Origin of the sequence: Erythrobacter cryptus DSM 12079, from assembly GCF_000422985.1 — a bacterium.
Lineage (GTDB): Bacteria > Pseudomonadota > Alphaproteobacteria > Sphingomonadales > Sphingomonadaceae > Erythrobacter > Erythrobacter cryptus.
Window position 1 is genome coordinate 21,507 of record NZ_AUHC01000015.1, and the last position, 25,358, is coordinate 46,864.

Below are 25,358 nucleotides of genomic sequence, written 5' to 3' on the forward strand. Positions count from 1 at the left end.
CGCGCGCCTAGCTGTCGCGCAGGTCGTCCTCGATCACGATCACCTCATCGCTCGGCACATAGCTGCGCTCGCGCACCCGCGGCTTGTCGAGGCTGGCCAGCACCTTGGCATCGCGCCCGTAGATGTCGGCAAAGGTGGCCAGCTCGCCATTGATGTCGGATGCCATGGTGAAATAGGTGATGTAGGCGGGCCACTGCTTTTCCAGCATCACCTTGGTATATTTGCCCGATTTGGCGATGGCGATGGCTTCCTCCTTGGTCGCGCCCTTGCCGAGGATCGCCATGGTCATCGCCAGCTCGAGCGCGCGCTCGGTGCGCACGCAGCCGTGCGAGAGCGCGCGATAATCATTGGCAAACAGGTGGCGCGAGGGCGTGTCGTGGAAGAAGATCGCGTGCTCATTGGGCATCTCGAGCTTCATCAACCCGAGCGAATTGCCCGGCCCGGGCTGCTGCACCACGGTGATCGTGCCATTGGCGCTGCGGGTGCCGACATAGCCGTTGCGCTTGGCCCAGGCGGGGTTGGCCAGCACCTTTGCCCCGAGCCCCTCGCCCTTGACGATCGATTGCGGCACCGTCCAGGTCGGGTTGAACACCACGCCTTCGACCATCTCGGCCAGTTGCGGGGTGGCGGTGCGCCCCGGCTTGCCGACGATGGTGCGATAGGTGCTGATGATCTTGTCCCTGACGGTGAGGCGCAGCTGGAACTCGGGCACGTTGGTGATGAGGTATTGCGTGCCGAGCTCGCGCGGCAGCCAGCGCCAGCGGTCCATATTGGCGCGGATGAGCTTGCGCCGCGCCGTATCGCTGGCGGGGGTGCGGGCAAGTTCGTCGCGCAGCCGCGCATAATCGGGGTGGGTGGGGTGGAGCTTGGCCAAAGTCCCGGCGATATCGCCCGAGGCCAGCGCCTCGGCCATCACCTGCGCGGTGGGATAGCGATCGCGATCGGGATCGATCACGAACCACTGCACCCGCGCGTCCATCGGCGTGCGCCCGTCGCGCAGGTCCTCGACCAGCCAGGCGAAGGCCTGCGAGGCGATCCGATCGAGTTCCGGCGATGGCCCACCGGCGAGCGCCAGCTTGAGCGGCCCCGGATCATAATCGGCAGGATCGAGCCCCTCGGCCCCGATCCCCTCGATCACCGCGACCAGCCTGGCCGCTGCTGCCACTGACCAGTTCTGCACAAGCGGCAGGGCGGGGGCCGGCGCAGCGTCACCCGGCTGCGGGCCGGGAAAGGCCTGATCGAAGGCACTGCGCGCCAGCGGCTCGGGCCCGCTCCGGCTTGCGCTTGTCACCGGCGCCGGGCGCTCCTGCGCCAGCGCGGCGCTCGCCACCAGCGCGGCGGCGGCGATCCCGCCCACAAGCCTGCCCGAAACATTGCTCATAGCCTTGCCTTCTTCCCCCGTGCCGCGCCGGGCCAAGCCGCGCGCACCATCCGTGTGGCGCTCCTAAACCCTGCGCGCACCGGCAATCAACCACCTTGGCTTGCGCGGGCATGAACGTGCTGCGCCGTGATCCCCGCAGGCCACACCCAGCGTGCCTGGCGCCCTTGCGGCGAGAGCGGGCGTGACCTTGCCCGCCGCGGCGCCTATGGGGCTTGGCCATGGTGCCTCGCCCGTCCCCGCTCGTGCCCTTTGCCGTTGCGCTCGTCGGGGTGGGATGCCTGTCGCTGATGGACGCCTTCATGAAGGAGGCGGCGCTGATGATCGGCGCCTACAGCGCCACGGTGCTGCGCGCCTTGATCGGTGCTGGCCTGGTGGCGCCGATCTGGCTGGCGCGCCGCCCGGCCATGCCCAGCGGCGCGGTGTGGCGGCTGCATTGCCAGCGCGGGGTGGTTTCGGCCTTCATGGCGCTCAGCTTCTTCTATGCCATCACCAGGCTGCCGCTGGCTGAAGCGATCGCGCTGTCCTTCATCGCGCCGCTGGTGGCGCTCTATCTTGCCCGGGTGCTGCTGGGCGAACAGATCAGCCCGGCGGCGATCCTTGCGAGCCTGCTGGGCTTTGCCGGCACCCTGGTGATCATCGGCGGGCGGATCGGTGAGGGGCGCCTCGATGGCGAGGCTGCCTTGGGGATCGCAGCGCTGATGATCTCGGCGCTGCTCTATGCCTACAGCTTCATCCTCATCCGGCGCCAGGCCCAGCTGGCCGGGCCGCTCGAGATCGCCACCTTCCACAGCGCCATCGGCGGGGTGGTGCTGCTGGTGCTGGCGCCGTGGCTGTGGCAGCCGCCCCAGGGCCAAGCGCTGCTGCCCATTGCCATCGCCGCCGCCCTCACTGTTTCCGGCTCGCTGGCAATCGCCTGGGCCTATGCCCGCGCGCCGGCGAGCGTGCTGGTGCCGAGCGAATATTCGGGCTTTGTCTGGGCCGCGGCGTTGGGCTGGCTGTTCTTCCGCGAGCCGGTGACACTGCCGACCCTCGCTGGCACGGCGCTGATCGTTGCCGGCTGCTGGCTTGCCGCCCGCGCGCCCCGCCCTGCGCCGGCGGCAGCGGGCTGAGACCGGCGCGCAGCGGCACACCCCCTTGACCTTGCGCGCGCGAAGGCGCAGGTGCGCGCGCACAACCCTACGCCCTTGGTGGATCGGGGGCGGGACAAGCTCGAAAGGACGGACCTCTCCCATGACCGCAATCGGCCAGGATTCGCTCGGCACCCGCCAGATGCTCGAGGTGGGCGGCAAGACCTATGCCTATTATTCGCTCGCCAAGGCGGCCGAGCAGCTGGGCGATATCTCGCGCCTGCCGATCTCGATGAAGGTGCTGCTCGAAAACCTGCTGCGCTTCGAGGATGGCGGCTTCACCGTGGCGCGCGAGCATATCCAGGCGCTGGTCGATTGGCAGAAGAACCCCGTCACCGGCGCGGAGATCCAGTATCGCCCGGCCCGCGTGCTGCTTCAGGACTTCACCGGCGTGCCCTGCGTGGTCGATCTGGCCGCCATGCGCGATGCGATCAAGAAGCTCGGCGGGGATACGGCCAAGATCAACCCGCAGGTGCCGGTCAACCTGGTCATCGACCACTCGGTGATGGTCGACGAGTTCGGCCACCCACGCGCAATGGAAGCCAACATGGCGCTGGAATACGAGCGCAATGCCGAGCGCTACGACTTCCTCAAATGGGGCTCCAAGAGCTTCAAGAACTTCACCGCGGTGCCGCCGGGCACCGGCATCTGCCACCAGGTGAACCTTGAATATCTCGCCCGCGGCGTGTGGTCGTCCGCAGGGCCGGATGGAGTCATGGTCGCCTACCCCGACACCTGTGTCGGCACCGACAGCCACACCACCATGATCAACGGCCTTGGCGTGCTCGGCTGGGGCGTCGGCGGGATCGAGGCCGAGGCGGCGATGCTCGGCCAGCCGGTCTCGATGCTGATCCCCGAAGTGGTGGGCTTCTACCTCGAAGGCCGGCTCGCCGAGGGCGTGACCGCGACCGATCTGGTGCTCACCTGTGTGCAGATGCTGCGCCAGGTGGGCGTGGTCGGGCGCTTCGTCGAGTTCTACGGCCCCGGGGTTGCCAACCTGACCCTTGCTGACCGCGCCACCATCGCCAACATGGCGCCCGAATATGGCGCCACCTGCGGCTTCTTCGGCATCGACGACAAGACCATCGATTACCTGCGCCTGACTGGCCGGAGCGAGGAGACCATCGCGCTTGTCGAAGCCTATGCCAAGGCGCAAGGCATGTGGTTCGATCCGGCGGCCGAGCCGGTATTCACCAAGACCTTGAGCCTCGACATGGCCGCAGTGGTCCCCAGCCTTGCCGGGCCCAAGCGCCCGCAGGACAAGGTGGTGCTCGGCGAGGTGGACGACCTGTTCAATGCCGATCTTGCCAAGGTCTATGGGAAGGCCGCCCCGGTGCGGGTGCCGGTGGAAGGCAAGGATCATGACATCGGCGATGGCGACGTGGTGATCGCGGCGATCACCAGCTGCACCAACACCTCCAACCCCGATGTGATGATTGCCGCGGGTCTGGTGGCCAAGAAGGCCCACGAGCGCGGGCTCAAGCCCAAGCCCTGGGTCAAGACTTCGCTGGCCCCCGGCTCGCAGGTGGTGACCGACTATCTCGTCAAGTCGGGCCTGCAGGAGCATCTCGATGCGATCGGCTTTAACCTTGTCGGCTATGGCTGCACCACCTGTATCGGCAATTCCGGCCCGCTCGCAGCCCCGATCAGCCAGGCGATCAACGGCAACGACATCGTCGCCGCCTCGGTGCTTTCGGGCAACCGCAACTTCGAGGGTCGCGTCAGCCCCGATGTGCGCGCCAACTTCCTCGCCTCGCCGCCGCTGGTGGTGGCCTATGCCTTGAAGGGCACCGTCACCGAGGACATCACCACCACCCCCATCGGCAAGGACAAGGACGGGAACGACGTGATGCTCGCCGATCTGTGGCCGAGCAATGCCGAGGTGGCCGCGCACCGGGCTGCCAATATCGACCGCGAGATGTTCGTGAAGCGCTATGCCAACGTCTATGATGGCGATGCCCACTGGCAGGCGATCACGGTTGAACCTTCGGATACCTATCAGTGGCGCGCAGGCAGCACCTATATCGCCAATCCGCCCTATTTCGAGGGGATGACCATGACCCCGGCGCCGGTGACCGACATCATCGATGCGAGGCCCCTGGCGATCCTCGGCGATTCGGTCACCACCGACCACATCAGCCCGGCCGGATCGATCAAGGAAGACAGCCCGGCGGGCAAGTTCCTCCTTTCCAACCAGGTGGCCAAGAAGGATTTCAACTCCTACGGCTCGCGCCGCGGGCATCACGAGGTGATGATGCGCGGCACCTTTGCCAATATCCGCATCAGGAACGAGATGGTGCCCGGGGTCGAGGGTGGCTTTACCACCTACAAGGGCGAGACCATGCCGATCTATGACGCGGCGATGCGGCACAAGGCCGATGGCACCCCGCTGGTGGTGATTGGCGGCAAGGAATATGGTACCGGCTCGAGCCGCGACTGGGCGGCCAAGGGCACGGCGCTGCTCGGTGTGCGAGCGGTTATTGTCGAGAGCTTCGAACGCATCCACCGCTCCAACCTCGTCGGCATGGGCGTGCTGCCGCTCCAGTTCAAGGACGGCGTTTCGCGCCACAGCCTTGGCCTTTGCGCCACCGACAGCTTCACCATCCGCGGGCTTGCCGACCTCAAGCCCGGACAGGACGTGACGGTCGAGGTGACGCGCGAGGACGGCACGCGCTTCACCTTCACCGCGCTGTGCCGCATCGATACCGCCAACGAGATGGAGTATTACCGCCACGGCGGCATCCTCCACTACGTGCTGCGCAAGCTGGCGGCATAGGCATCGGTTCATGCGCCGCGCCCGGCTTCCGCTGCTGCTCTCAACCGTGCTGGCCATGGCGGCCTGCGCCTCAGAGGAGCGCAGCGGCGCCAGTGCTGCCCCGCTCGGGTTTGAACTGGCAATGGCGGGCCTTGCCGATGGCGCGCAGGCAGATGACGCCGCGGAAGGGGATGAGAGCGCATCCGGGCAGGTGATCGCTCTGGCGCCCGAAGCGCTCGCCGCGCGCCTGGCCGAGGGCGCGGTGCGCCTGATCGACGTGCGCACCGACGAGGAGGTGGCGCAAGGCACCATCCCCGGCGCCGAACACATCCCGCTCGAGCGCTTCGATCCCGGCGCGCTCGATCTGTCAGACGGGCGCGCGGTGGTGCTCTATTGCCGCAGCGGCCGGCGTTCGCAGATCGCCGGCGAGAAGCTGGCGGCAGCGCTGGGCCAGCCGATCGAACATCTCGAGGGCGGCATTCTCGCCTGGGAAGCGGCCGGGCAGCCGATCACGAAACGCTGAAACGCGAAGGGCTTGGAACAGGAAGGGCGGCCCCTTGCCGGGCCGCCCCTGGTCGTTTGGCGCATGCCTGGGCCGCGGTAAGGCCCGGCGGTTCAGGCGGCGCGCTTGCGGCGCCGGGTGAGGATCGCCGCGGCCGCAAGGCCGAAGAGGATCGTCATCGGCGGGGCGGGCACCTCGTTCCCGCCCGAGCTGCCGCTGGTGCTGCTGCTCGAGGAGGAGGAGCTGCTGCTCGAGGACGAACTCGAGGAGGAGGTGCTGCTGCCCGAGCTCGAGGACGAGCTGCTCGAACTCGACGATGAAGACGAGGAGCTGGTGCTGCTGGTCATGTCGCCCGACGTCGTGCCGCCGCTGGTCGCACCGCCCGAGGACGAGGAGGAGCTGCTCGAGCTTGAGGAAGACGAGGACGACGTCGAGGTGGCACCGCCCGAGGACCCCGAAGACGAGCTGCTGCTCGAGGACGAGGAGCTCGACGAGCCGCTACCGCCCGAGCCACCCGAGGACGCCCCGCCGCCCGACGAGGACGAGGACGACGAGCTCGAAGATGAGGAGGAAGACGAGCTCGAAGATGAGGAGGAAGATCCCGAGCTAGTCACTGCCCCGGTCGAGGAACTGACATTGCCCGAGGAGCTCGAGACGTTCCCGGACGAACTGGAGACGTTGCCCGAAGAACTCGAGACGTTGCCCGAGGAACTTGAGACCCCGCCGGTGCTGCTCGAGACCGCCCCGGTCGAACTCGACACGCCTCCGGTGCTGCTCGAGACCGAGCCGGTGGACGAGCTGACATTGCCCGAGCTTGAAACCGCCCCGGTCGAGGAACTGACATTGCCCGAACTCGACACCGCCCCCGTGCTGCTCGAGACATTGCCAGAACTGGAGACTGCGCCGGTCGAGGTCGAGGTTGACACCTGCCCGGTCGAGGAACTGATCTGACCGGAGGAGCTGGTGGTCGTGGTCGAATTGTCGATGTCGATATCGATCACGATCCCGCTGCTGCCCCCTGTGGTGCCGCTGGTCCCGCCCGAACTCGAGGTCGAGCCGCCCGAGGTCGAGGTGGTGGTCGAAACCGAGACATCACCCGAGGACGAGCCGCCCCCGCCGAAGAAACCGCCGAAGAAGCCGCCGCCAAAGCCGAGGCCGCCGCCAAAGCCGCCGCCCCAGCCACCCCAGCCGCCGCCCGGGCCGCCCCCGCCCGAGATCGGCGGCAGCGGCGGCAGCGGCGCGGGCACATAGGCGACCTGCGCCAGCGGCGGGCACTCATTGGGATCGACATAGGCCTGCACCGCCCCGGCCGGCAGGCTCGCCGCGCCAGCGCGGCCCGCCGGGCCGATCGGTTCGCAAGCAATGGTGCGCTCGACGATGCGGCGGCGGCGCTCCTCAGGCATCGGCAGCTCGCGCTGGCGGGTCTTGATGTAGCGCGCGCCGGTGATCGGATCGACCGCGATCATCTTGCCGTCGATCTTGCTGCTGAACTCGGGGCTATCGGTGTTCATCGGCTCGGCCATGCGCACCGCGCCGCCCTGCAGCAGCGCCACGCCCGCCGCTGCGGCGGAAAGCTTCGCGATGGCCAGTTTGAGCGACATGATCTGGTTACCCTGCTTGCCTGGGAGGATTGGGTGCCGCCTGGCGCGCACCTGCCCCTCGTCGAGCCTTCTATTGATGGGATAAGATGCGCAGGGGCAAGCCGCTTAACCAAGCGCGCCGCGCCCGCTGTGCCAGAAATGGACGCAAATCCGGGCCTTTCGCGGACGCTGTCCCGAAGTGGCACCAAAAAAGGCGCCGCGGTTAGCACGAGGGTTAGGCTTGAGCGGCCACGCTCAGTCGGCGAACAGTCCGCCCTGCGCCGGGGGCGAATCTCCGGGCGGAGCCAGCTCGAGATGGGTCCAGCCCGCATCGTTGAGCACCCGGCCGCGGGCGGTGCGGGCAACCAGGCCAAGCTGAATGAGATACGGCTCGATCACGTCCTCGATGGTGTCGCGCGGCTCGGCCAGGCCCGCCGCCAGGGTCTCGATCCCCACCGGCCCGCCCTTGTAGGTGGTGGCGATCATGGCAAGATAGCGCCGGTCCATGGCATCGAGGCCGAGCCGGTCGATCTCGAGCCGGTTGAGCGCCGCATCGGCGATCTCGCGGGTGATCGCGGCGCTCCCCGCAACATCGGCAAAGTCGCGCACCCGGCGCAGCAGCCGCCCGGCAACCCGCGGGGTGCCGCGGCTGCGCCGGGCGATCTCGTGCGCGCCATCCGGTGCGATGGCAAGGCCGAGCAGGCCCGCGGCGCGGGTGACGACCTGTTCGAGTTCGGCATGGGTGTAGAAATTGAGCCGCACCGGAATGCCGAAGCGGTCGCGCAAGGGGGTGGTGAGCAGCCCCTGCCGCGTGGTCGCCCCGATCAGGGTGAAGGGCGGCAGGTCGATGCGCACCGAGCGCGCCGAAGGCCCCTCGCCGATGATGAGATCGAGCGCGCGGTCCTCCATCGCCGGGTAGAGCACCTCCTCGACCACCGGCGAGAGGCGGTGGATCTCGTCGATGAACAGCACGTCATGCGGCTCGAGATTGGTGAGCAGCGCGGCCAAGTCCCCCGCCTTGGCGATCACGGGGCCGGACGTGGCGCGAAAGCCCACGCCAAGCTCGGCGGCGATGATCTGCGCAAGCGTGGTCTTGCCGAGGCCGGGCGGGCCGAAGAACAGCGTGTGGTCCATCGCCTCCCCGCGCGCGCGCGCAGCGGTGATGAAGACCGCAAGATTGTCCTTCGCCGCCTCCTGCCCGATGAACTCGGCAAGGCGCCGCGGCCGCAGCGCCGCATCGGGATCGCCGGGCTGGCGGGTGCCTGAATGGATCGGCGTGTCGAAGGGGGTATCGGCGGCGCTCATCGGGGCAACCAGCCTAGGCCAGCCGCCCGCTGCCAGCAAGAGCGCGGGCACGCGGGGCCTGCCAGCGCCGGCGCGTGCGCGCTGTCAACCGCCGCGGGCCGGTGCGGCCTCAAGGCTCTCCAGGATCGCCTGGCGCATCGGCTTGGCCGCGAAGTTCGCATCATAGGGGCAGGGCCGCAGGGGCGTGCCATCGGCGCGCGGCCCGGCGAAGGATTGCAGCCACGAATAGCGATCGCTCATCCCCCACACCAGCACCTCGTTGAGCTGGCGATAGGACAGCAGCAGGTCCATCCACCCGCGGGTCAGCACCGCGGCATCGGCATCGCGCTGGGCGATGCTGCCGGCGCGCTGGCGGTCATTGACATCGAATTCGGTGATCTTGAGCTTGTAACCCAACGCCACCACTTCATCGAGAAAGGCGCGCATCGCCGGCACCTGGGCATCGACGATGCTCTGGGCGCTGCCGCTCGAATAGAAGCCGATATGTGACTGGATCCCGAGCGTATCGACGGGCACGTTGCGATCACGAAAGCCGCGCAGCAGGTTCAGCACCCCATTGCGATGGGTGGTCGAGCCCCAGTCCATGTAGTCATTATAGAGCAGCTCGGCGGTGGGCAGTTCGGTGCGCGCGGTGCGGAAGGCAAGATCGAGCAGCGAGGTATCCCCACCCACCGCCTGGGCAAGGCTGTTGTCGGTGCGGATCGTGCCGGTCGAAGGGTTGACCGCCTCGTTGACCACGTCCCAGTCATTGATGCGACTGCCATAGTGGCGGATCACCGTCTCGATATGGGTGCGCACCAGGCGTTCGGCCTCGAGCCGGGGATTGGGCCCGAAGTCATAGGTGCGCAGCCACCCCGGGAAGCGCTCGCCGACATACCACAGCAGGGTGTGGCCGCGGATCTTCATGCGCCTGGCCTCGGCATAGGCGACCATCTCGTCGGCGCGGGCGAAATTGAAGGTGCTCGCCGAAGGGCGCAGCGCCTCCCATTTGAGCTCGTTCTCGGGCACCAGCAGGTTGCAATCGGTCTCGAGCAACGCGGCATAGTTGGGGTTGTTGAACGAGCCGGCATCGGCGCCGGGGCTGGCCCAGGCAAAGGTGCTGCCGAAGCGCAGGCCCTTGGCCGCAGCCGCTGCGGCAAGCGATCCGGTAGGCGAAGGCGTCGGCGTGGGGGTGGGGGTCGGCGTGGGGCTCGGCGTCGGACTGGGCGTGGGCGTGCCGCCCGCGATCGGGCCGGAGGAGGATGATCCCCCGCCGCCGCAGCCCACCACGATCATGCCCAGCCCCATCGCCATCACCGCGCGGCGATCCATGCCTGCCATCATCCTGCCTCCCTTCAGGTGCGATCGGTTCAGCCCGATTCGATGCAGGCATGATAGCGCTACCATTTATGGCTGCAAGAATTGCGCGTCTGCTTTCTCGTGAGAAATGTCGAGCGGTTCGAAGCCTTTCCAGTCTCCGTGAGAGGCTATCCCGCCGCCTTGCGCAGCGCCAGGCGGATAAGTTCGCTCTCGCTTGCGCCCTCGCCCAGTTCTTCAAGGGCACGCGCGGCTCTGGCGATGGCAGGGTTCTTGATTGCCCCTTGCAGCACGACGAAATCGGCCAAGTCGTGCAGACGGAAAGCCGTGCGGGCTTCGGGCAGTTGTGAAGAGAATCCAATCACTGGCGGGACGGCCACCACGGGCGCTCGACCGCCAGGAAGTTGTTTCGCCTTGCGCAAAAATCCGGGTCTTCCTCGGCATCGTCATCGATAAAGGTTATTGCTTCGATCACGGGCAGCCGCGACAGACTCTTGGGTATCTCGGCACTCTCGCCACGCGCAAACGGAAAGAGCGCGCCACACAGCTGCAGCACCTTTGATGCCTGCAGCTGATATTCCGTAAGATTTACAAGAACGCTAACTATAATTTCTTCTTCATCGAACAGAGATCGCATTCTCGCATCCAAAATTTGAATTTGGCGCAACAATTCTGCCACGAGTGCATTGGCATCTTCATTATCGCAGACCTCGATGAAGGCACCCAGTTCGCGAGGCACGTCGTTCGGGAACAAAGGGGGAGACCATTGGCCAGTCAAACTCCTCGCTCCGCCGCCTTTCAAGATGCGCCGGGCTTCGGACAATGCCCTCACCGCATTTTCCGCATAGTCGGTCGTTTCTGAAAGCACCAAAGGAAGCGTAGCCAGCCGAGCTTCATAAGCACGACGCACGCGGCGCTCTTCGACTCTCTCACTATGCTCTATTTGCTGCGAGATTTTTCGAACCGTCCAATATGCTCCGATGAGCGCCAAAACAGACCCAATCAACGTCTGCCAGTTATGGAGCCAATTGCCCAATAACGGCGAATGCGAAGCTGACCCAAATACGGTCAGCGCAATCAGAGTGAGGCAGGCAGACACGATGTATGCGGGTTGGATATTCCCCATCACCCCGCCGCCTTGCGCAGCGCCAGGCGGATAAGGTCGCTCTCGCTTGCGCCCTCGCCCAGTTCTTCAAGGGCACGCGCCACGGCTGCGGCGGCCACTGCCGGCTTGAAACCGAGGTTTTCCAGTGCGCTGGCCGCATCGGCGCCCTTGCCGCCCGCCGCGGCCACCGCCGCGCCTGGCGCAAATCCGCCAGCGCCGCCCGTGCCGCCGGGCATCGCACCCGTCTTGTCCTTGAGTTCGTTGACGATCCGCCCGGCCAGTTTCGGCCCCACGCCCTGCGAGCGGGCCACCATCGCCGCATCGCCGCGCCCGCAGGCCTCGCGCAGTTCCTGCGGGGAGAGCGCCGAAAGGATCGCAAGCGCCACCTTGCTGCCCACCCCCTGGACGCCGGTGAGCAGGCGGAACCAGTCCCGTTCCGCACTCTCGGCAAAACCGAGGAGGCGCATGTCGTTCTCGCTCACCTGCAACTGGGTGTGGATGGTGCAGGCCTCCCCCACCGGCCCAAGTGCGGCCAGCGTGCGGCTTGAACAGTGGACGAGATAGCCCACCCCGTGACAATCGACGATCGCCCAGTCCTCGCCGGTTGCATCGAGCCTGCCTGAGAGCTTTGCAATCATGGCCTGTTCGTGCCTCACGCGGGGCGGCTTGACCAGACGCCCTGCCGCCTTGTCCGCAGCAGGATGCAAGGCGACTTCGCGCGCCAATGCGCGCCGCATGCTCGACACGCACCGCAGTTCGGGTAAAGGCACCGCCCATGAGCTGGAACACCTTCGGGCGCGTGCTGCGCTTTACCACCTGGGGAGAAAGCCACGGGCCGGCATTGGGCACGGTGGTGGATGGCTGCCCGCCGGGCTTGCCGCTGAGCGAGGAGGCGATCCAGCCCTACCTTGATGCGCGCAAGCCCGGCACCAGCCGCTTCACCACCCAGCGGCGCGAGGATGATCGGGTGCGCATCCTCTCCGGCACCTTCGAGGGCAAGACCACCGGCACGCCGATTTCGCTGATGATCGAGAACACCGACCAGCGCTCGAAAGACTACAGCGCGATCGCCCAGCAATACCGCCCGGGCCATGCCGATTATGCCTATGATGCCAAGTATGGCATCCGCGACTATCGCGGCGGCGGGCGTTCGAGCGCGCGTGAGACCGCCGCGCGGGTGGCGGCGGGCGCGGTGGCGCGGCTCATCATCCCCGAGGTCACCATCACCGCCTATGTCTGCGAGCTGGGCGGCGACCGGATCGACATGGCGAACTTCGACGTGGCCGAAATCGCCAACAACCCGTTTTTCTGCCCCGATCCTGCCGCCGCGAAGCGCTGGGAAGGAAAGGTCGATGCGGCGAGGCTGGCCGGTTCCTCGCTCGGCGCGATCGTCGAATGCGTGGCAACGGGGGTTCCGGCAGGCTGGGGTGCGCCGATCTATGCCAAGCTCGACAGCGATCTGGCGAGCGCGATGATGAGCATCAACGCGGTCAAAGGGGTCGAGATCGGTGACGGGTTCGAAGCCGCACGCCTGACCGGAGAGCAAAACGCCGACCGGATGCGCCCCGGCCCGGATGGCAAGCCGCTGTTCCTTTCCAACCACGCCGGCGGGACCGCGGGCGGCATTTCCACTGGCCAGCCGGTGGTGTGCCGGGTGGCGTTCAAGCCCACATCCTCGATCCTCACGCCCGTCGAATCGATCAATTCTGCCGGAGAGGCGGTGGAGGTGGTCACCAAGGGCCGCCACGATCCCTGCGTCGGCATTCGCGGCACGCCGGTGGTGGAGGCGATGATGGCGCTGGTGCTGGCCGATCACAAGCTGCTGCACCGCGCTCAGGTTGGCTAGGCGCCAAGGCCACACGCACAGGCCAGCCCGACGAGCCCGGAGCCAAGCGGTTCCCGCGCAAAAGATGGAAAATTTCGATTTTCGCAATCGCACAAATCATCTTTTTTGCGGCGCGAAATCTCCTATCTCGGCAGGGTCAGTTTCAACCCTCTCAACCACCCAAGACAAGGACACATCGCATGGGTATCATCGGTTCGACCATCAAAGCCTTCACCGCCACCGCTTACCAGAAGGGCAAGGACTTCTTCACCGTCACCGAGGCCGATCTTGCCGGCAAGTGGGCGGTGTTCTTCTTCTACCCGGCCGACTTCACCTTCGTCTGCCCGACCGAGCTTGAGGACATGGGCGAGAAGTATGATCTGCTCCAGTCGATGGGGGTCGAGGTCTATGCCGTCTCGACCGACACCCACTTCAGCCACAAGGCCTGGGCCGACACTTCGGAGAAGATCGGCAAGCTCAAGTTCCCCTTCCTTGGCGACCAGAACCACGTGCTCGCCAACAATTTCGGCGTGCTGCGTGAAGGCGTGGGCCTGGCTGACCGGGCGACCTTCGTGGTCGATCCGGATGGCGTGATCCAGATCATGGAAATCACCTGCGAGGGTGTGGGCCGCAACGCCAACGAGCTGACCCGCAAGATCAAGGCCGCGCAGTATGTGCGCGCCAACCCGGGCCAGGTGTGCCCGGCGGCGTGGGAAGAAGGTGCGGAAACCCTCGCCCCCTCGCTCGATCTGGTCGGCAAGATCTGAGCCTGATACCTTAGGCCGCGCGGGGTTTTCTCCCCTCCCCCTCGGCCCCGCGCCGGCCGCAAGAACCCGAAGGCTTTTGTGCGCCCTCGGGTCTTAGCCGGAACCGGATGCCCGCGCCCTTCCCCCCCTTTGCCGGGCAGGGCATCCGGTTCCGCGTTCCCCTACAAAAGAATCCGTGATCAGCCTCAGCGGCGCTTGGCCGCTCCCGGAGAATTGCCATGCTCGATGCTGCCATGCAGGCCCAGCTCAAGACCTATCTCGGCCATCTGCGCGAGGGCGTGGAGCTGATCGCCTCGCTCGATGACAGCGAGAAGTCGCGCCAGACGCGCGCCTTGCTCGAACAGATCGCCTCATTGCACGATCTGGTCAGCGCGCGCTTCGATGGGACCGACGCGAGGAAGCCCAGCTTCATCATCCGCCGCGCGAATGACGCCAACAAGTGGGTGCGCTTTGCCGGCTTGCCGCTGGGCCACGAGTTTACCTCGCTGGTGCTGGCGCTGCTGTGGGCGGGCGGGCACCCGCCCAAGGTCGATGCCGACCTCATCGAGCAGGTGCGCGCGCTCGAGGGCGATTTCCACTTCGAGATGTACTTCTCGCTCTCCTGCCATAATTGCCCCGATGTGGTGCAGGCGCTGACCCTGATGGCGCTCGAAAACCCGCGCATCACCGCCACGCTGATCGAAGGCGGCACCTTCAAGGAAGAGGTCGAGCGCCGCGACATCATGGCCGTGCCGGCGACCTTCCTTAACGGCGAGCCGTTCTACAACGGCAAGATGGGGCTGGCCGAAATTCTGGCAAAGCTCGACAAGAACGCGGGCGCCAAGCAGGCCGAAAAGCTCAGCGCCAAGGCGCCCTTCGACGTGCTGGTGCTGGGCGGCGGCCCGGCCGGGACGGCGGCGGCGGTCTATACCGCGCGCAAGGGCTTTCGCACCGGCATTGCCGCCGAACGCTTCGGCGGGCAGCTGATGGACACGCTCGGGATCGAGAACCTGCCGGGCACGCCCTATACCGAAGGGCCGAAGCTGACCGAAAATCTCAGGCGTCACGTCGGCGACTATGATGTTGACGTCAACGACCAGACCCGCGCAGTCGAACTCAGACCCGCCCAGCAGCCGGGCGGCTGTCACGAAGTCCTGCTGGCCAATGGCGCCCGCCTCAAGGCGCGCGCGCTCATCCTTGCCTTGGGGGCACGCTGGCGCAACCTTGGCGTGCCGGGCGAGGCCGAATATCGCAACAAGGGCGTGGCCTATTGCCCGCATTGCGATGGCCCGCTGTTCAAGGGCAAGCGCGTGGCGGTGATCGGCGGCGGCAATTCGGGTGTCGAGGCGGCGATCGACCTTGCCGGCATCGTTGCCCATGTGACCCTGATCGAGTTTGACGTGAAGCTGCGGGCCGACGAGGTACTCCAGCGCAAGCTGCGCTCGCTGTCCAATGTCGAGATCATCACCAATGGCCAGACCACCGAGATCCTGGGACAGAACGGCAAGGTTTCCGGGCTGATCGTCAAGGACCGCGCCACGGGTGAGGAACGCCGCATCGCGCTCGAAGGCGTGTTCGTGCAGATCGGCCTCGTGCCCAACACCGAATGGCTGCAAGGCGCGGGGCTGGAGCTCAACCGCTTCGGCGAGATCGTCACCGATGCCCATGGCGCCACCAGCATCCCCGGCATCTATGCCGCGGGCGATTGCACCACCGTGCCGCACAAGCAGATCGTGGTGGCGATGGGCGAGGGCGCCAAGGCAGGCCTCGGCGCCTTCGACTACCTGATCCGCACCGAGCCGGCGGGCGCCGCGGTGGCCGAGGCAGCCTGAAACGCGCCGGGCCACCGCTGCACCCCCCAAAGGGCTCCCCGCGCGGGAGCCCTTTTTGCATCCGTGCCTCCGCGAGGTTTGATCGCCCTCATTAATCAATGGCCTCGCATTAATCGATTGGACGCAACATCCTGAAAGCGTCATCCTCTCCCCATAGACATGCCCCGCGGGGGCGAGTCTGATCCGTTCACAGGCGAGAGGAGCAAAGCATCATGGACGCAAAGACCGGAGACATCAGCGGCTGTCCGTTCCACGGCATCACCCAGACGCGCAGCCTCTTGGGCCGCACCAACCGCGACTGGTGGCCCGAGGCGCTGCAGCTCGACATCCTCAAGGAGCGTGGGCGCAGCGCCAATCCCTATGGCGAGGACTTCGACTATGCCGAAGCCTTCAACGCGCTCGATTATTTTGCGCTCAAGGAAGATCTGAAGGCGCTGATGACCGACAGCCAGCCCTGGTGGCCGGCGGATTATGGCCACTATGGTCCCTTCTTCATCCGCATGGCCTGGCACGCGGCGGGCACCTATCGCACCGGTGACGGGCGCGGCGGGGCCAATTCCGGCCAGCAGCGCTTTGCCCCGCTCAATTCCTGGCCGGACAACGGCAACCTCGACAAGGCCCGCCGCCTGCTGTGGCCGATCAAGCAGAAATACGGCAAGAACATCAGCTGGGCCGACCTGTTCATCCTGGCCGGCAATGTCGCGATCGAGAGCATGGGCGGGCCGGTGTTCGGCTTCGGCGGCGGGCGGGCCGATGTGTTCGAGCCCGAAAGCGTCTATTGGGGCACCGAGGAGCAGTGGGTGAACGAGGGCGTTGCCACCCGCATCCGCCCGCAGGATGGGGCTGACCTCGAAAACCCGCTCGCCGCGATCCAGATGGGCCTGATTTACGTCAACCCCGAGGGGCCGGGCGGCAACCCGCATGACCCCGAAGGCATGGCCCGCGACATGCGCGAGACCTTTGCCCGCATGGCGATGAACGATGAGGAAACCGTGGCGCTCACCGCCGGCGGCCATGCCTTTGGCAAGGCCCATGGTGCGGTCCCGCCGGAAATGCTCGGCGATGCGCCCGAAGGCGAGGCGCTGCATCACATGGGCTTTGGCTGGATGCTCGATGATGAGCTGATTGCCCGCGGGGCGATCACCACCTCGGGCATCGAGGGATCGTGGTCGAACACGCCGACGCAGTGGGGCGGCAACTACTTCCGCTTGCTGTTCAAGTATGACTACGAGCTGGTGAAGTCCCCGGCGGGCGCCTGGCAGTGGACCCCGATCAATCCCGATCCCGAGGATCTGGCCCCCGACGCGCGCGACCCCGCCAAGCGCGTGCCGACGATCATGACCACCGCCGACATGGCGCTCAAGTGGGATCCGGAATATCGCAAGATTGCCGAGCGGTTCCGGGATGATCAGGCCGCGCTCGACGATGCCTTTGCCCGCGCCTGGTTCAAGCTGTGCCACCGCGACATGGGGCCGAAGATCCGCTATCTCGGGCCGGAAGTTCCGGCCGAGGATCTGATCTGGCAGGATCCCGTGCCCAAGGGCACCATGCCTTCCGATGCCGAGGTGGCGCGCTTCAAGCAGGCGATCCTGAACTCGGGCCTTACCATTTCCGAGATGGTCAAGGCGGCCTGGGCCTCGGCCTCGACCTACCGCAATTCCGACCACCGCGGCGGCGCCAACGGGGCGCGGGTGCGGCTTGCCCCGCAGAAGGACTGGGCGGCCAATGATCCCGAAGAACTGGCCAAGGTGCTCGGCGTGATCGAGCAGCACCGCGGCGCGCTTTCGATCGCCGATGCGATCGTGCTGGCCGGCTCGGCCGCGGTCGAGAAGGCGGCACGGGATGCGGGTTTCGATGTCACCGTGCCCTTCCTCGGCGGGCGCGGCGATGCCGGGGAGGAGCACACCGATGCCGCAAGCTTCGCCCCGCTCGAGCCCTTCGCCGATGGCTTCCGCAACTACCTCAAGACCAAGTCGGTGGTGCGCACCGAGGAGCTGCTGATCGACAAGGCCCATCTGCTCGGCCTGTCGATTCCCGAGATGACCGTGCTGGTCGGCGGGATGCGGGTGCTCGGCGCCAATTCGGGCAACCGTCCGCACGGGGTCTTCACCGACCGTGTCGGCGTGCTCACCCCCGATTTCTTCCGCAACTTGCTCGACATGGGCACCAAGTGGACCCCGGTCGAAGGCACGGGTGATGAGGAATATATCGGGGCCGACCGCGCCACCGGCACGCCCAGGTACCGCGCCACCCGCGCCGATCTGGTGTTCGGCTCGAACTCGGTGCTGCGCGCCCAGGCCGAGGTCTATGCCGAGGCCGGCAACGAGGCCAAGTTCGTGTGCGATTTCATCTCGGCCTGGACCAAGGTGATGAACGCCGATCGCTTCGATGTGACCTGGGCCAAGTACCACGCCTGAGCCGCAATCGTCGGCTTGCACGCCATGGGGCCTCCGGCAGCAATGCCGGGGGCCCTTTCCCATCTCGGCAAAATTTTTGCGTTACTGCAGGACGTTAACAGGCTCTTCACCGCACCTCGGTAATTGCCCCGAGGTCTGTCACGCAATCTCTGCAGGGCCGCAAGCAAGGATGTCGCTGCTCGATCCCGTCTCGGTGCCGCCGCTTGCCGAAGCCTATCCCTGTGCGCCCGCGCGGCTGCGCCATTATCTGGCCGAGGAGCCGCTGCTCAGCCTGCCCGCGCTCGCCGACGCGGCGCGGGTGCTGCCACGATCCGAGGTCGGCGAATGGGGCGAGCCTTGCGAGGTGGCAGGCCTGCCACGAGCCGTGCCGCAAGCGCCGGCAGATCCGCTCGCGCTGCTGCAATCAGGGGGGCCGGGACGGCGCGGCGTGGTGCTGCGCGATCTGATGCGCCTGCCCGGCTATCGCGCGCTGGTGCTGCGACTGGTGCGCGAACTTGAGCCGGTGATCGCGCGCGCCACCGGCCCGATGCAGGCGCTGCGCGCGCGCGCCTTCATCTCCTGGACCAACCTGCGCACCCCGTTCCACTTCAATCCCGCCTACATGCTGCTGCTGCAGATCCGGGGTGACCGCGTGCTCGCCGCCTATCCCGCCGCCCCGCCCTTTCTCGATCTCGCCCGGCGCGAGGCCCATCTGCGCGAAGGCACCAAGCGGCTCGAGTGGCGTCCGGAGCTGGCCGCGGTGGGCCACCAGCACGTGCTCGCACCCGGCGATGGCCTGTGCCTGCCCCATGCCGCGCCGCACTGGGTGCACAGCGGCGAGGGCCTGTCGATCGCGCTGGCGCTGAGCTGGCAATGCCGCCGCACCCGGGCCGAGGCCGATGCGTTGGCGCTCAACCCGCTGCTGCGCAAGGTAGGCCTGCCCCCCTACGATCCGGCGGTACGGCGCGCCGCACCCTGGCTGCGCGCCGCCGCGAGCCGGGCCGGCCAGCGCCTCGGCCTCGTCTGACCCTCCCCGGGCCGATTTCCCACACCAACGCTTGACGGGCACTCCATTTCGTATAAGAATGATATCATATTTATATCGATATGGAGATTCGTCATGGCCCAGTCAGATGCCCCCGCGCTCAACCGCAGCCGCGAGGTGCCCGCCACCACCCAGAGCGGCTATGCGATGCTGCTGGTCAGCCTCGTGCTGATCGGCCTTGCCGCCTGGCTGTTTCTCGGCGCGGTTGCGTCCGAGCAGGCCGACGGGCTGAGGCTCATCCTCGCGCTCATCACCGGCCTTGTCGGCATCCTCATCCTCACCGGCTTTTACATGATCAATCCCAACGAGGCCGCGGCGATCCAGCTTTTCGGTGAATACAAGGGCACCGATCGCAAGGAAGGCCTGCGCTGGGTTCTGCCCTGGCTCACCCGCAAGAAGATTGCGGTGCGCGCCAACAACATCATTTCGGACAAGATCAAGGTCAACGACGCGCGCGGCAACCCGATCGAGATGGCCGCCCAGGTGGTGTGGCGGGTGACCGACACCGCGCAGGCGCTGTTCGATGTCGATGATTACCGCGAATTCGTCACCGCCCAGATCGAGGCGGCGGTGCGCAAGATCGCCTCGCGCTATCCCTATGACGATCTCGAACATGCCGAGGTGACCTTGCGCGGGAACCACGAGGAGGTGAGCGCCGAGTTGCGCATGGCGCTGATCGAGCGCCTGTCGGTGGCGGGCATCACGGTCGATGAATGCGGCCTCACGCATCTTGCCTATGCCCCCGAGATCGCCGGCGCCATGCTGCGCCGCCAGCAGGCCGAGGCGGTGATCGCGGCGCGCACCAAGCTGGTCGAGGGGGCGGTGACGATGGTCGAGATGGCGCTGACCCAGCTTTCCGAAAAGGAGGTCGTCCACCTTGATGATGAACGCCGTGCCACGATGGTTTCGAACCTGATGGTGGTGCTGTGCGGCGAGCGCGACACCCAGCCCGTGGTCAACGCAGGATCGCTTTATTGACGATGATGCAATGAGCGCCAAGAAAGCCTTTCCCCTGCGTCTCGATCCGGCGCTCTATGAGGCGGTGCAGCGGCTCGCCGATGCCGAATTGCGCAGCGTCAATGCCGAGATCGAGGTGCTGCTGCGCGAGGCCCTGGCGCGGCGGGGCGTAAAGGTGGGCCGCAGTGCAGCGCCAAGGCGCGGGCGCCCGCCGAGCGCTGCGAGCTAGGGAGGCAATGATGCGTGAGTCCGAGAAGCCCTTCGTGCTCTACCGGCGCGGGCCGTGGAACTTCAACATCGTGCCGCGCGGACGCCGCGGCTGGATGCTGACCGGCCTGTGGGTGGCGGGCTTGCTGATCCCGGCGGCGGCGTTTGAGCACTATGCCGGGATGCACGCGGGCAGGGGCGAGTTCTTCGTCGGCCTCGCGCTGTTCCTCGCCGCAACACTGGTCTGGGCGATCGCCATGACAAGGTGGATGAAGGCCCGTGCCGAAGTGATCGACTTGCGCACGATCGACGCGCCCGGGCGCGAAAAGAACCGGCGCGGCGGGCGCGGCCGCGGCCAGGGCCGGGGTTGAGGAACGCGCCCGCGGCGGCGCCGTTTGCCCATGGTGATCCGGCCCTTCCTGCCCGCATTGCTGCTTGGCCTCTTGCCCGCCCCGGCCCTCGCTGCGGGACAGGCGGCCGCGATCACGCCGCCGACCGCGCCGCAAGCACCATCGCCTGATAGCTTGGTGCTCGAAGGCGACAACATCATCACCCTCATCGTCAATGGCACGGCGCTGCGCTTTGAGGTCAGTGCCGAGGCCTTCGGCGCGCCGGTGGTCAATCCCGAGGTGGCCGCCGCCGGCAATTGGCTGCCCGAGGCCCGGCGCGGCTGGCGCTTCGGCCCGGTCGCTCTCGAGGGGCATGGCGCGGTGCAGGCGGTCGATTTCGGGGCCGGACCGGTGCCGCTGCTCCTCACCTGGAGCGCGCGACCGGTCTCGTCCCGGGCCGATGGCGTGATCGGGGTGCATCACCTGCCCTATACCCGCGTCACCTTCCGCCTCGGCGCGCGCGCGGAGGGCGCGCAGACCTATCGTTTCGCCCTGGTGCGCGCGGGCGGCGCCCGCAACACCCGGATCGGCACCGAGGTGCTGCTCGGCAAGGAGCGCCTGCTGGCGATCTTCGTGCCCGATCGCGCCCACACCCTGGTGACCGCCCCCACCGCCAATTTCCTCGCCACCCATCTCGACGGCGGGTTCGAGCCGGGCGCGCCGGGCGTGGTGGCAATGCCTTTCGGCATCACGCGCCCGATGCGGATGATGCGCACCGCGCGCCCGCTCGAAATCGGCCCCTTTGCCATCACCCAATTTGCCGTGCGCATCGCTGATTACGGCACGACGCGCCGGGTGGGCGAACTTGCGGCCGACGATCCGCGGCTCGATCCCTCCCAGATCCTCGTCAGCCGCCGCAAGGGCCGGGGCCGGCCCGATCTGCTCACCCGTATCGGGCGCGATCAGCTGGGGGCCTGCGCGGCGATCACCTATGATTTCGCGCTGGCAGAAATCCGCCTGACCTGCGCCGATGGCGCCGCCTAGCCCCGCGCAATGGCAAAGCGCCGGGCGAGCGGTCGGCCCGGCAGATCGCCAAGGACGCGGCAGCGGCAATCGGCGGAGACCAACTCGCGATAGAGCCGGGTGATCACCGCGGCATACCAGTCAAACAGGCTGTCGGGCGGGATCACCGGGTCGTCGGCGACGGTGCGGTCAATGGTGAAGGCCCAACCGCCCTGGGCGAAGAAGCGCCCGGCGCCGGCGAAGGTCCAGGCGTGGCGGTCGATAGCGCGCATCAGCAGCGGGGCAGCAAGCAACGGCGGCAGGCGGCGCAGCAAGCACACCGCGACGCGCGGAATGCGCCGAGCGATGAGGTAATCGGCGGTGCGCCGCCCCGCCTCCTCGGCGATCTCGTAGGCTCCTGCCGGATCGTGCAGCGCCAGCCAGCGGTGCAGCCGCAGCGCCTCGAATTCGGGGATCATCGCCTCGCCAGTGGGCAGCACCGCGATCTGCGCATCCTCGAGGATCGCCCGGGTCTCCGCGGCGCCCAGCCGCTCCTCCATCACCGCCACGGCATGAAGCACCGCGTGCGGCCCGATCAGCGCCGGGGTGCGGGGCTGGGCGCGGCGGCGGGCTTCAGCCGACATCAACTCCAGCCCCCACGCGCGCGGCGCTGCGTTCCTTCGCCCGGGCCTTCATCTGCGCGCGCAGTGCAGCGCGGCGGGCCTCTGCCTGGGCCGCACGGTCGGCGCTGGTCTGCCAGTCAACAGCCGCGGGCAGCGCGGCTGTGCGACTCTCATCGAAATGCCAGTCGAGCGCCTTCTTCGTCTGCGGGCCCCAATAGCCTGCCTTGCCCAGATCATAGAAGCTGCGGCGAAAGCCCGTGCGCAGGAAGGCCCACAGGCAGCCGAGGAGATAGCGCCGGCGAAACCCGCTGCCGCGCCAGGGATAGTGGAACAGCGCCTTGCGCATGTAGAAACGGCGGTAGTTCTTCATCACCCCATCGAGCAGCTCGCCCCGCTCCATCGCCGCCGGCTTCATGATCGGCGTGACGAATTTGTATTTGGAAAAATCGTGAACCTCAACCTGGTCCTTCAGCTCCTCGAACAGCGGGGGGTGTAGGGCCAGGGGGTGTACATCGCCCAATTGGCAAGATCGGGCTGCCAGTCCCAGGCCATGCAATAGGTTTCCTCGAGGGTTTCGGGGGTTTCATTGTCGAGCCCGACGATGAACTGGGCCTCGACGAAGATATCGGCCTCGCGCAGCAGGCGGATCGCGGTGCGGTTCTCCTCGACCTTGGTTTCCTTGTGGAAACGGTCGAGCTTCATCTGCGCTGCCGCCTCGGTGCCGAGGCTGACATGGACGAGGCCCGCGCGCCGGTAGAAGGGCAGCAATTCGCGATCCCGATAGATGTCGGTGACCCGCGTGTTGATCCCCCACTTCACCTTGTCGGGCAGGCCGCGATCGATCAGCTCCTGGCAGAAGCGGATGAAGGCCTTGCGATTGATCGTCGGCTCCTCGTCGGCAAGGATGAAGAAGCCAACGCCATGCCGCTCGTGCAGCTCCTCGATCTCATCGACCACGGCCTTGGGATCGCGCAGGCGATAATCGCGCCAGAACTTCCATTGCGAGCAGAAGGAACAGGTGAAGGGGCAGCCGCGCGCCAGATTGGGAATGGCGACCCGGGTGCCAAGCGGGATATAGGTGTATTGCTTCCAGTCGAGCACGTCCCAATCGGGGCTGATCAGGCCCATGTCCTTGATCGTCGGGGCGGAGCGCGGCCATGCGCCGGGCGAGCTCGTCATCGTCCAGCCCCTCGGTCATGGCGTCGATGAAGGTGATGTCGGTAAAGCCGGCGCGCTTCAACGGGCCGGCGAGGTAGGCGACCCAAGCCGGGGGCCAGGTGCCGGCGATCTCGGCCCCGCCCGAGCGGTAATTGGGATGAACGAACAGGATGCGCATGGCCTTTGCTCCCCCTCTTGGATGGCCCAAGGTGAGGGACACGGGGTGCCGGGGCCTTGCGCTGGATCAAATGCGAAAGGCCCGATCCCTGAGCAGAGCGGATTGGGCGCGCAGTTGCTCCCGGCCAGCGATTGCCCCCCAGCCCCGGCCCTTCCCCAAGGAGAAGGAAGCAATGTGAGGGAATGCCTTATTCCGCTTTCGCCGCGTGCTCGGCCCGGGCGATGGCGTGGAGCCAATCGGCATGGCGCGGGGCCTTTTTGGTCTGGCTCCATTCCTCCAGCATCAGCGGGGCGACGCGGGCAAGCTCGTCATATTGCTCAGGGGTGCCGATGTCAGCGGCAAGTTCCACCCGGTGGCCATTGGGATCGAAGAAATAGATCGACTTGAAGATGCCGTGATGGGTCGGCCCCAGCACCTCAACTCCTTGCGCCTCGATATGCGCCTTGGCGGCAAGCAGCGCTTCTTCCGAAGGCACCTTGAAGGCGAGGTGCTGCACCCAGGCCGGGGTGTTGGGATCCTTGCCCATCTCGGGCTGGTTCGGCAGCTCGAAGAAGGCAAGGATATTGCCACCCCCCGCATCGAGGAAGACGTGCATGTAGGGATCATATTCGCCGGTGGATGGCACGTGATCCTCGGCAAAGGCGGTGGTGTAGGCCATGCCGAGCACCCGGCCATACCATTCCACCGTCTCTTTTGCGTCCTTGCAGCGATAGGCCGCATGGTGGATGCCGGCGAGCTTTACCGGATGCGCGCTCATTGGGCCGGCTCCTCGACCTTGAGCACCCCGCGAATGATCTGATCGCGCTCCATGCTTTCAAACAGGGCCTTGAAATTGCCCTCGCCAAAGCCCTCGTCGCCCTTGCGCTGGATGAACTCGAAGAACACCGGGCCAATCTGCGCCTGGGCGAAGATCTGCAGGAGCAGGCGCGGCTGGCCGCCCTCGGTGCTGCCATCGAGCAGGATCCCGCGGGCCTTGAGCGCCGCGACATCCTCGCCATGGCCGGGAAGGCGCTCGTCGAGCATGTCGTAGTAGGTCGCGGGCGGCGGGGTCATGAAGGGCACGCCAAGCGCCTTGAGCCGATCCCAGCAGGCAACCAGATCATCGCAGATGAGCGCGATGTGCTGGATGCCCTCGCCGTTGAAGGCGCGCAGGAACTCCTCGATCTGGCCCTTGCCGCCCTCGCCTTCCTCGTTCAGCGGGATACGGATCTTGCCATCGGGCGCGGTCAGGGCCTTGCTGGTCAGGCCGGTATATTCGCCCTTGATGTCGAAATAGCGGATCTCGCGGAAGTTGAAGAGGGTCTCGTAGTAATCGGCCCAATACTTCATCCGCCCGCCATAGACATTGTGGGTGAGGTGATCGATGGTGTGGAAGCCCGCCCCCACGGGGCGCCGCTCCACCCCGGGCAGATATTCAAAATCAATGTCATAGATCGTCAGGCCATTGCCCTTCTCGGCCCCTTCGTAGCGATCGACAAGGTAGAGGATCGCCCCGCCGATCCCGCGGATCGCCGGGATGCGCAGCTCCATCGGGCCAGGATCATTGGCCACCGGCTCGGCGCCGCGTTCAACGAGATGGGCATAGGCGCGCGCTGCATCGCGCACCCTGAAGGCCATGCCGCAGGCCGAAGGCCCGTGTTCGCGGGCGAAATACCAGGCCGCACTCCGCGGCTCGTAATTGGCGATGAAGTTGATGCCGCCCTGCCGCCAGAGCTGCACGTCCTTGGAACGGTGCTGCGCCACCAGCGCAAAGCCCATGGCTTCAAACACCGGCTCGAGCACGCCCTTTTCCGGCGCGCAGAACTCGACAAACTCGAAGCCATCGAGGCCCGCGGGGTTGTCGAACAGGTCCTTGGCGTGGCGATCAATGGCTTGGGCGGTCATCGGCGATCCCTTCGTACCCTTCGCAAGGGCATGATAGTTTCAATTGAAACCATGTAAGCCATGGCGCCGAGTCGCGCAAGCACGCCAGGCAAGGCGGCGGGCAATTGCCAAAGCGCGCGCCGCGC

The 25,358-nt window shown here is 66.7% G+C and carries 25 protein-coding genes; 14 read left to right on the forward strand and 11 right to left on the reverse strand.

Annotated elements, in window-relative coordinates; genetic code table 11:
- Positions 1 to 7 precede the first annotated feature (7 nt).
- On the reverse strand, positions 8 to 1,381 hold the full coding sequence (locus G524_RS0110385) for a L,D-transpeptidase family protein (protein ID WP_036857771.1): 1,374 nt from the start codon (positions 1,379 to 1,381) through the stop codon (positions 8 to 10).
- A gap of 218 nt (positions 1,382 to 1,599) precedes the next feature.
- Here G524_RS0110385 and G524_RS0110390 point away from each other — a divergent pair, with 218 nt between their 5' ends.
- From G524_RS0110390 to G524_RS0110410, 5 genes are all read left to right on the forward strand, one after another.
- Positions 1,600 to 2,490, forward strand: coding sequence for a DMT family transporter (locus G524_RS0110390; RefSeq protein ID WP_027443664.1), 891 nt, complete (start codon positions 1,600 to 1,602; stop codon positions 2,488 to 2,490).
- 121 nt (positions 2,491 to 2,611) lie between these two features.
- Complete coding sequence (gene acnA, locus G524_RS0110395; RefSeq protein ID WP_027443665.1) at positions 2,612 to 5,284, forward strand: aconitate hydratase AcnA; 2,673 nt, start codon at positions 2,612 to 2,614, stop codon at positions 5,282 to 5,284.
- A 10-nt stretch (positions 5,285 to 5,294) separates the two neighbouring features.
- The gene (locus tag G524_RS16340) at positions 5,295 to 5,786 is read left to right on the forward strand and encodes a rhodanese-like domain-containing protein (protein ID WP_027443666.1); all 492 of its coding nucleotides are present in this window, start codon (positions 5,295 to 5,297) and stop codon (positions 5,784 to 5,786) included.
- Between the two features lie 117 nt (positions 5,787 to 5,903).
- Positions 5,904 to 6,716, forward strand: coding sequence for a hypothetical protein (locus G524_RS17000; protein ID WP_051221130.1), 813 nt, complete (start codon positions 5,904 to 5,906; stop codon positions 6,714 to 6,716).
- A 33-nt stretch (positions 6,717 to 6,749) separates the two neighbouring features.
- Complete coding sequence (locus tag G524_RS0110410) at positions 6,750 to 7,016, forward strand: hypothetical protein (protein WP_156894071.1); 267 nt, start codon at positions 6,750 to 6,752, stop codon at positions 7,014 to 7,016.
- Between the two features lie 584 nt (positions 7,017 to 7,600).
- Here the strand turns inward: G524_RS0110410 and ruvB are convergent.
- The 5 genes from ruvB to ruvA all read right to left on the reverse strand — a co-directional run bounded on the left by ruvB (position 7,601) and on the right by ruvA (position 11,689).
- Positions 7,601 to 8,650, reverse strand: coding sequence for a Holliday junction branch migration DNA helicase RuvB (gene ruvB / locus G524_RS0110420; RefSeq protein WP_027443669.1), 1,050 nt, complete (start codon positions 8,648 to 8,650; stop codon positions 7,601 to 7,603).
- An 84-nt stretch (positions 8,651 to 8,734) separates the two neighbouring features.
- Positions 8,735 to 9,973: an endo-1,4-beta-xylanase gene (locus G524_RS0110425; RefSeq protein WP_027443670.1), complete on the reverse strand. Its 1,239-nt coding sequence runs from the start codon at positions 9,971 to 9,973 to the stop codon at positions 8,735 to 8,737.
- A 143-nt stretch (positions 9,974 to 10,116) separates the two neighbouring features.
- Positions 10,117 to 10,326, reverse strand: a complete 210-nt coding sequence (locus G524_RS17225) for a hypothetical protein (protein WP_245561351.1) — start codon at positions 10,324 to 10,326, stop codon at positions 10,117 to 10,119.
- A complete protein-coding gene (locus G524_RS16865) occupies positions 10,308 to 11,075 on the reverse strand; it encodes a hypothetical protein (protein WP_156894072.1) in 768 nt (255 codons plus the stop codon). Before G524_RS16865 ends, G524_RS17225 begins: the two co-directional genes overlap by 19 nt.
- Positions 11,072 to 11,689, reverse strand: coding sequence for a Holliday junction branch migration protein RuvA (gene ruvA / locus G524_RS0110440; protein ID WP_027443672.1), 618 nt, complete (start codon positions 11,687 to 11,689; stop codon positions 11,072 to 11,074). Before ruvA ends, G524_RS16865 begins: the two co-directional genes overlap by 4 nt.
- Before the next feature lie 137 nt (positions 11,690 to 11,826).
- On the opposite strand from ruvA, the gene aroC reads away from it, so the two are divergent.
- From aroC to G524_RS0110485, 9 genes are all read left to right on the forward strand, one after another.
- Entirely contained in the window at positions 11,827 to 12,897 is a 1,071-nt protein-coding gene (aroC, locus tag G524_RS0110445; protein ID WP_027443673.1) for a chorismate synthase, read from the forward strand.
- A gap of 179 nt (positions 12,898 to 13,076) precedes the next feature.
- A complete protein-coding gene (gene ahpC, locus G524_RS0110450; RefSeq protein ID WP_027443674.1) occupies positions 13,077 to 13,643 on the forward strand; it encodes an alkyl hydroperoxide reductase subunit C in 567 nt (188 codons plus the stop codon).
- A gap of 218 nt (positions 13,644 to 13,861) precedes the next feature.
- A complete protein-coding gene (gene ahpF, locus G524_RS0110455) occupies positions 13,862 to 15,454 on the forward strand; it encodes an alkyl hydroperoxide reductase subunit F (protein WP_027443675.1) in 1,593 nt (530 codons plus the stop codon).
- A 212-nt stretch (positions 15,455 to 15,666) separates the two neighbouring features.
- Positions 15,667 to 17,871, forward strand: coding sequence for a catalase/peroxidase HPI (gene katG / locus G524_RS0110460; protein WP_027443676.1), 2,205 nt, complete (start codon positions 15,667 to 15,669; stop codon positions 17,869 to 17,871).
- Positions 17,872 to 18,040: 169 nt separating this feature from the next.
- Positions 18,041 to 18,877: a hypothetical protein gene (locus tag G524_RS0110465; RefSeq protein WP_027443677.1), complete on the forward strand. Its 837-nt coding sequence runs from the start codon at positions 18,041 to 18,043 to the stop codon at positions 18,875 to 18,877.
- A gap of 93 nt (positions 18,878 to 18,970) precedes the next feature.
- Positions 18,971 to 19,873 carry an SPFH domain-containing protein gene (locus G524_RS0110470; RefSeq protein ID WP_027443678.1) on the forward strand — a complete coding sequence of 301 codons (903 nt, stop codon included), beginning with the start codon at positions 18,971 to 18,973 and terminating at the stop codon, positions 19,871 to 19,873.
- A gap of 10 nt (positions 19,874 to 19,883) precedes the next feature.
- Positions 19,884 to 20,081 carry a type II toxin-antitoxin system antitoxin gene (locus G524_RS0110475; RefSeq protein WP_027443679.1) on the forward strand — a complete coding sequence of 66 codons (198 nt, stop codon included), beginning with the start codon at positions 19,884 to 19,886 and terminating at the stop codon, positions 20,079 to 20,081.
- Positions 20,082 to 20,091: 10 nt separating this feature from the next.
- Positions 20,092 to 20,430: a hypothetical protein gene (locus G524_RS0110480; RefSeq protein ID WP_156894073.1), complete on the forward strand. Its 339-nt coding sequence runs from the start codon at positions 20,092 to 20,094 to the stop codon at positions 20,428 to 20,430.
- A 30-nt stretch (positions 20,431 to 20,460) separates the two neighbouring features.
- The gene (locus G524_RS0110485; protein ID WP_027443681.1) at positions 20,461 to 21,432 is read left to right on the forward strand and encodes a hypothetical protein; all 972 of its coding nucleotides are present in this window, start codon (positions 20,461 to 20,463) and stop codon (positions 21,430 to 21,432) included.
- Here G524_RS0110485 and bchJ read toward each other — a convergent pair.
- The 5 genes from bchJ to hppD form a co-directional block, all read right to left on the reverse strand.
- Positions 21,429 to 22,034: a bacteriochlorophyll 4-vinyl reductase gene (gene bchJ / locus G524_RS15635; RefSeq protein WP_051221132.1), complete on the reverse strand. Its 606-nt coding sequence runs from the start codon at positions 22,032 to 22,034 to the stop codon at positions 21,429 to 21,431. The genes G524_RS0110485 and bchJ overlap by 4 nt on opposite strands.
- A complete protein-coding gene (locus tag G524_RS17095; RefSeq protein WP_211219320.1) occupies positions 22,024 to 22,533 on the reverse strand; it encodes a hypothetical protein in 510 nt (169 codons plus the stop codon). Before G524_RS17095 ends, bchJ begins: the two co-directional genes overlap by 11 nt.
- Complete coding sequence (locus G524_RS17100; protein WP_211219322.1) at positions 22,482 to 23,192, reverse strand: radical SAM protein; 711 nt, start codon at positions 23,190 to 23,192, stop codon at positions 22,482 to 22,484. Before G524_RS17100 ends, G524_RS17095 begins: the two co-directional genes overlap by 52 nt.
- A gap of 344 nt (positions 23,193 to 23,536) precedes the next feature.
- Complete coding sequence (locus G524_RS0110500; protein WP_027443682.1) at positions 23,537 to 24,106, reverse strand: VOC family protein; 570 nt, start codon at positions 24,104 to 24,106, stop codon at positions 23,537 to 23,539.
- Positions 24,103 to 25,233, reverse strand: a complete 1,131-nt coding sequence (gene hppD, locus G524_RS0110505; RefSeq protein WP_027443683.1) for a 4-hydroxyphenylpyruvate dioxygenase — start codon at positions 25,231 to 25,233, stop codon at positions 24,103 to 24,105. Before hppD ends, G524_RS0110500 begins: the two co-directional genes overlap by 4 nt.
- Between the last annotated feature and the right edge of the window lie 125 nt (positions 25,234 to 25,358).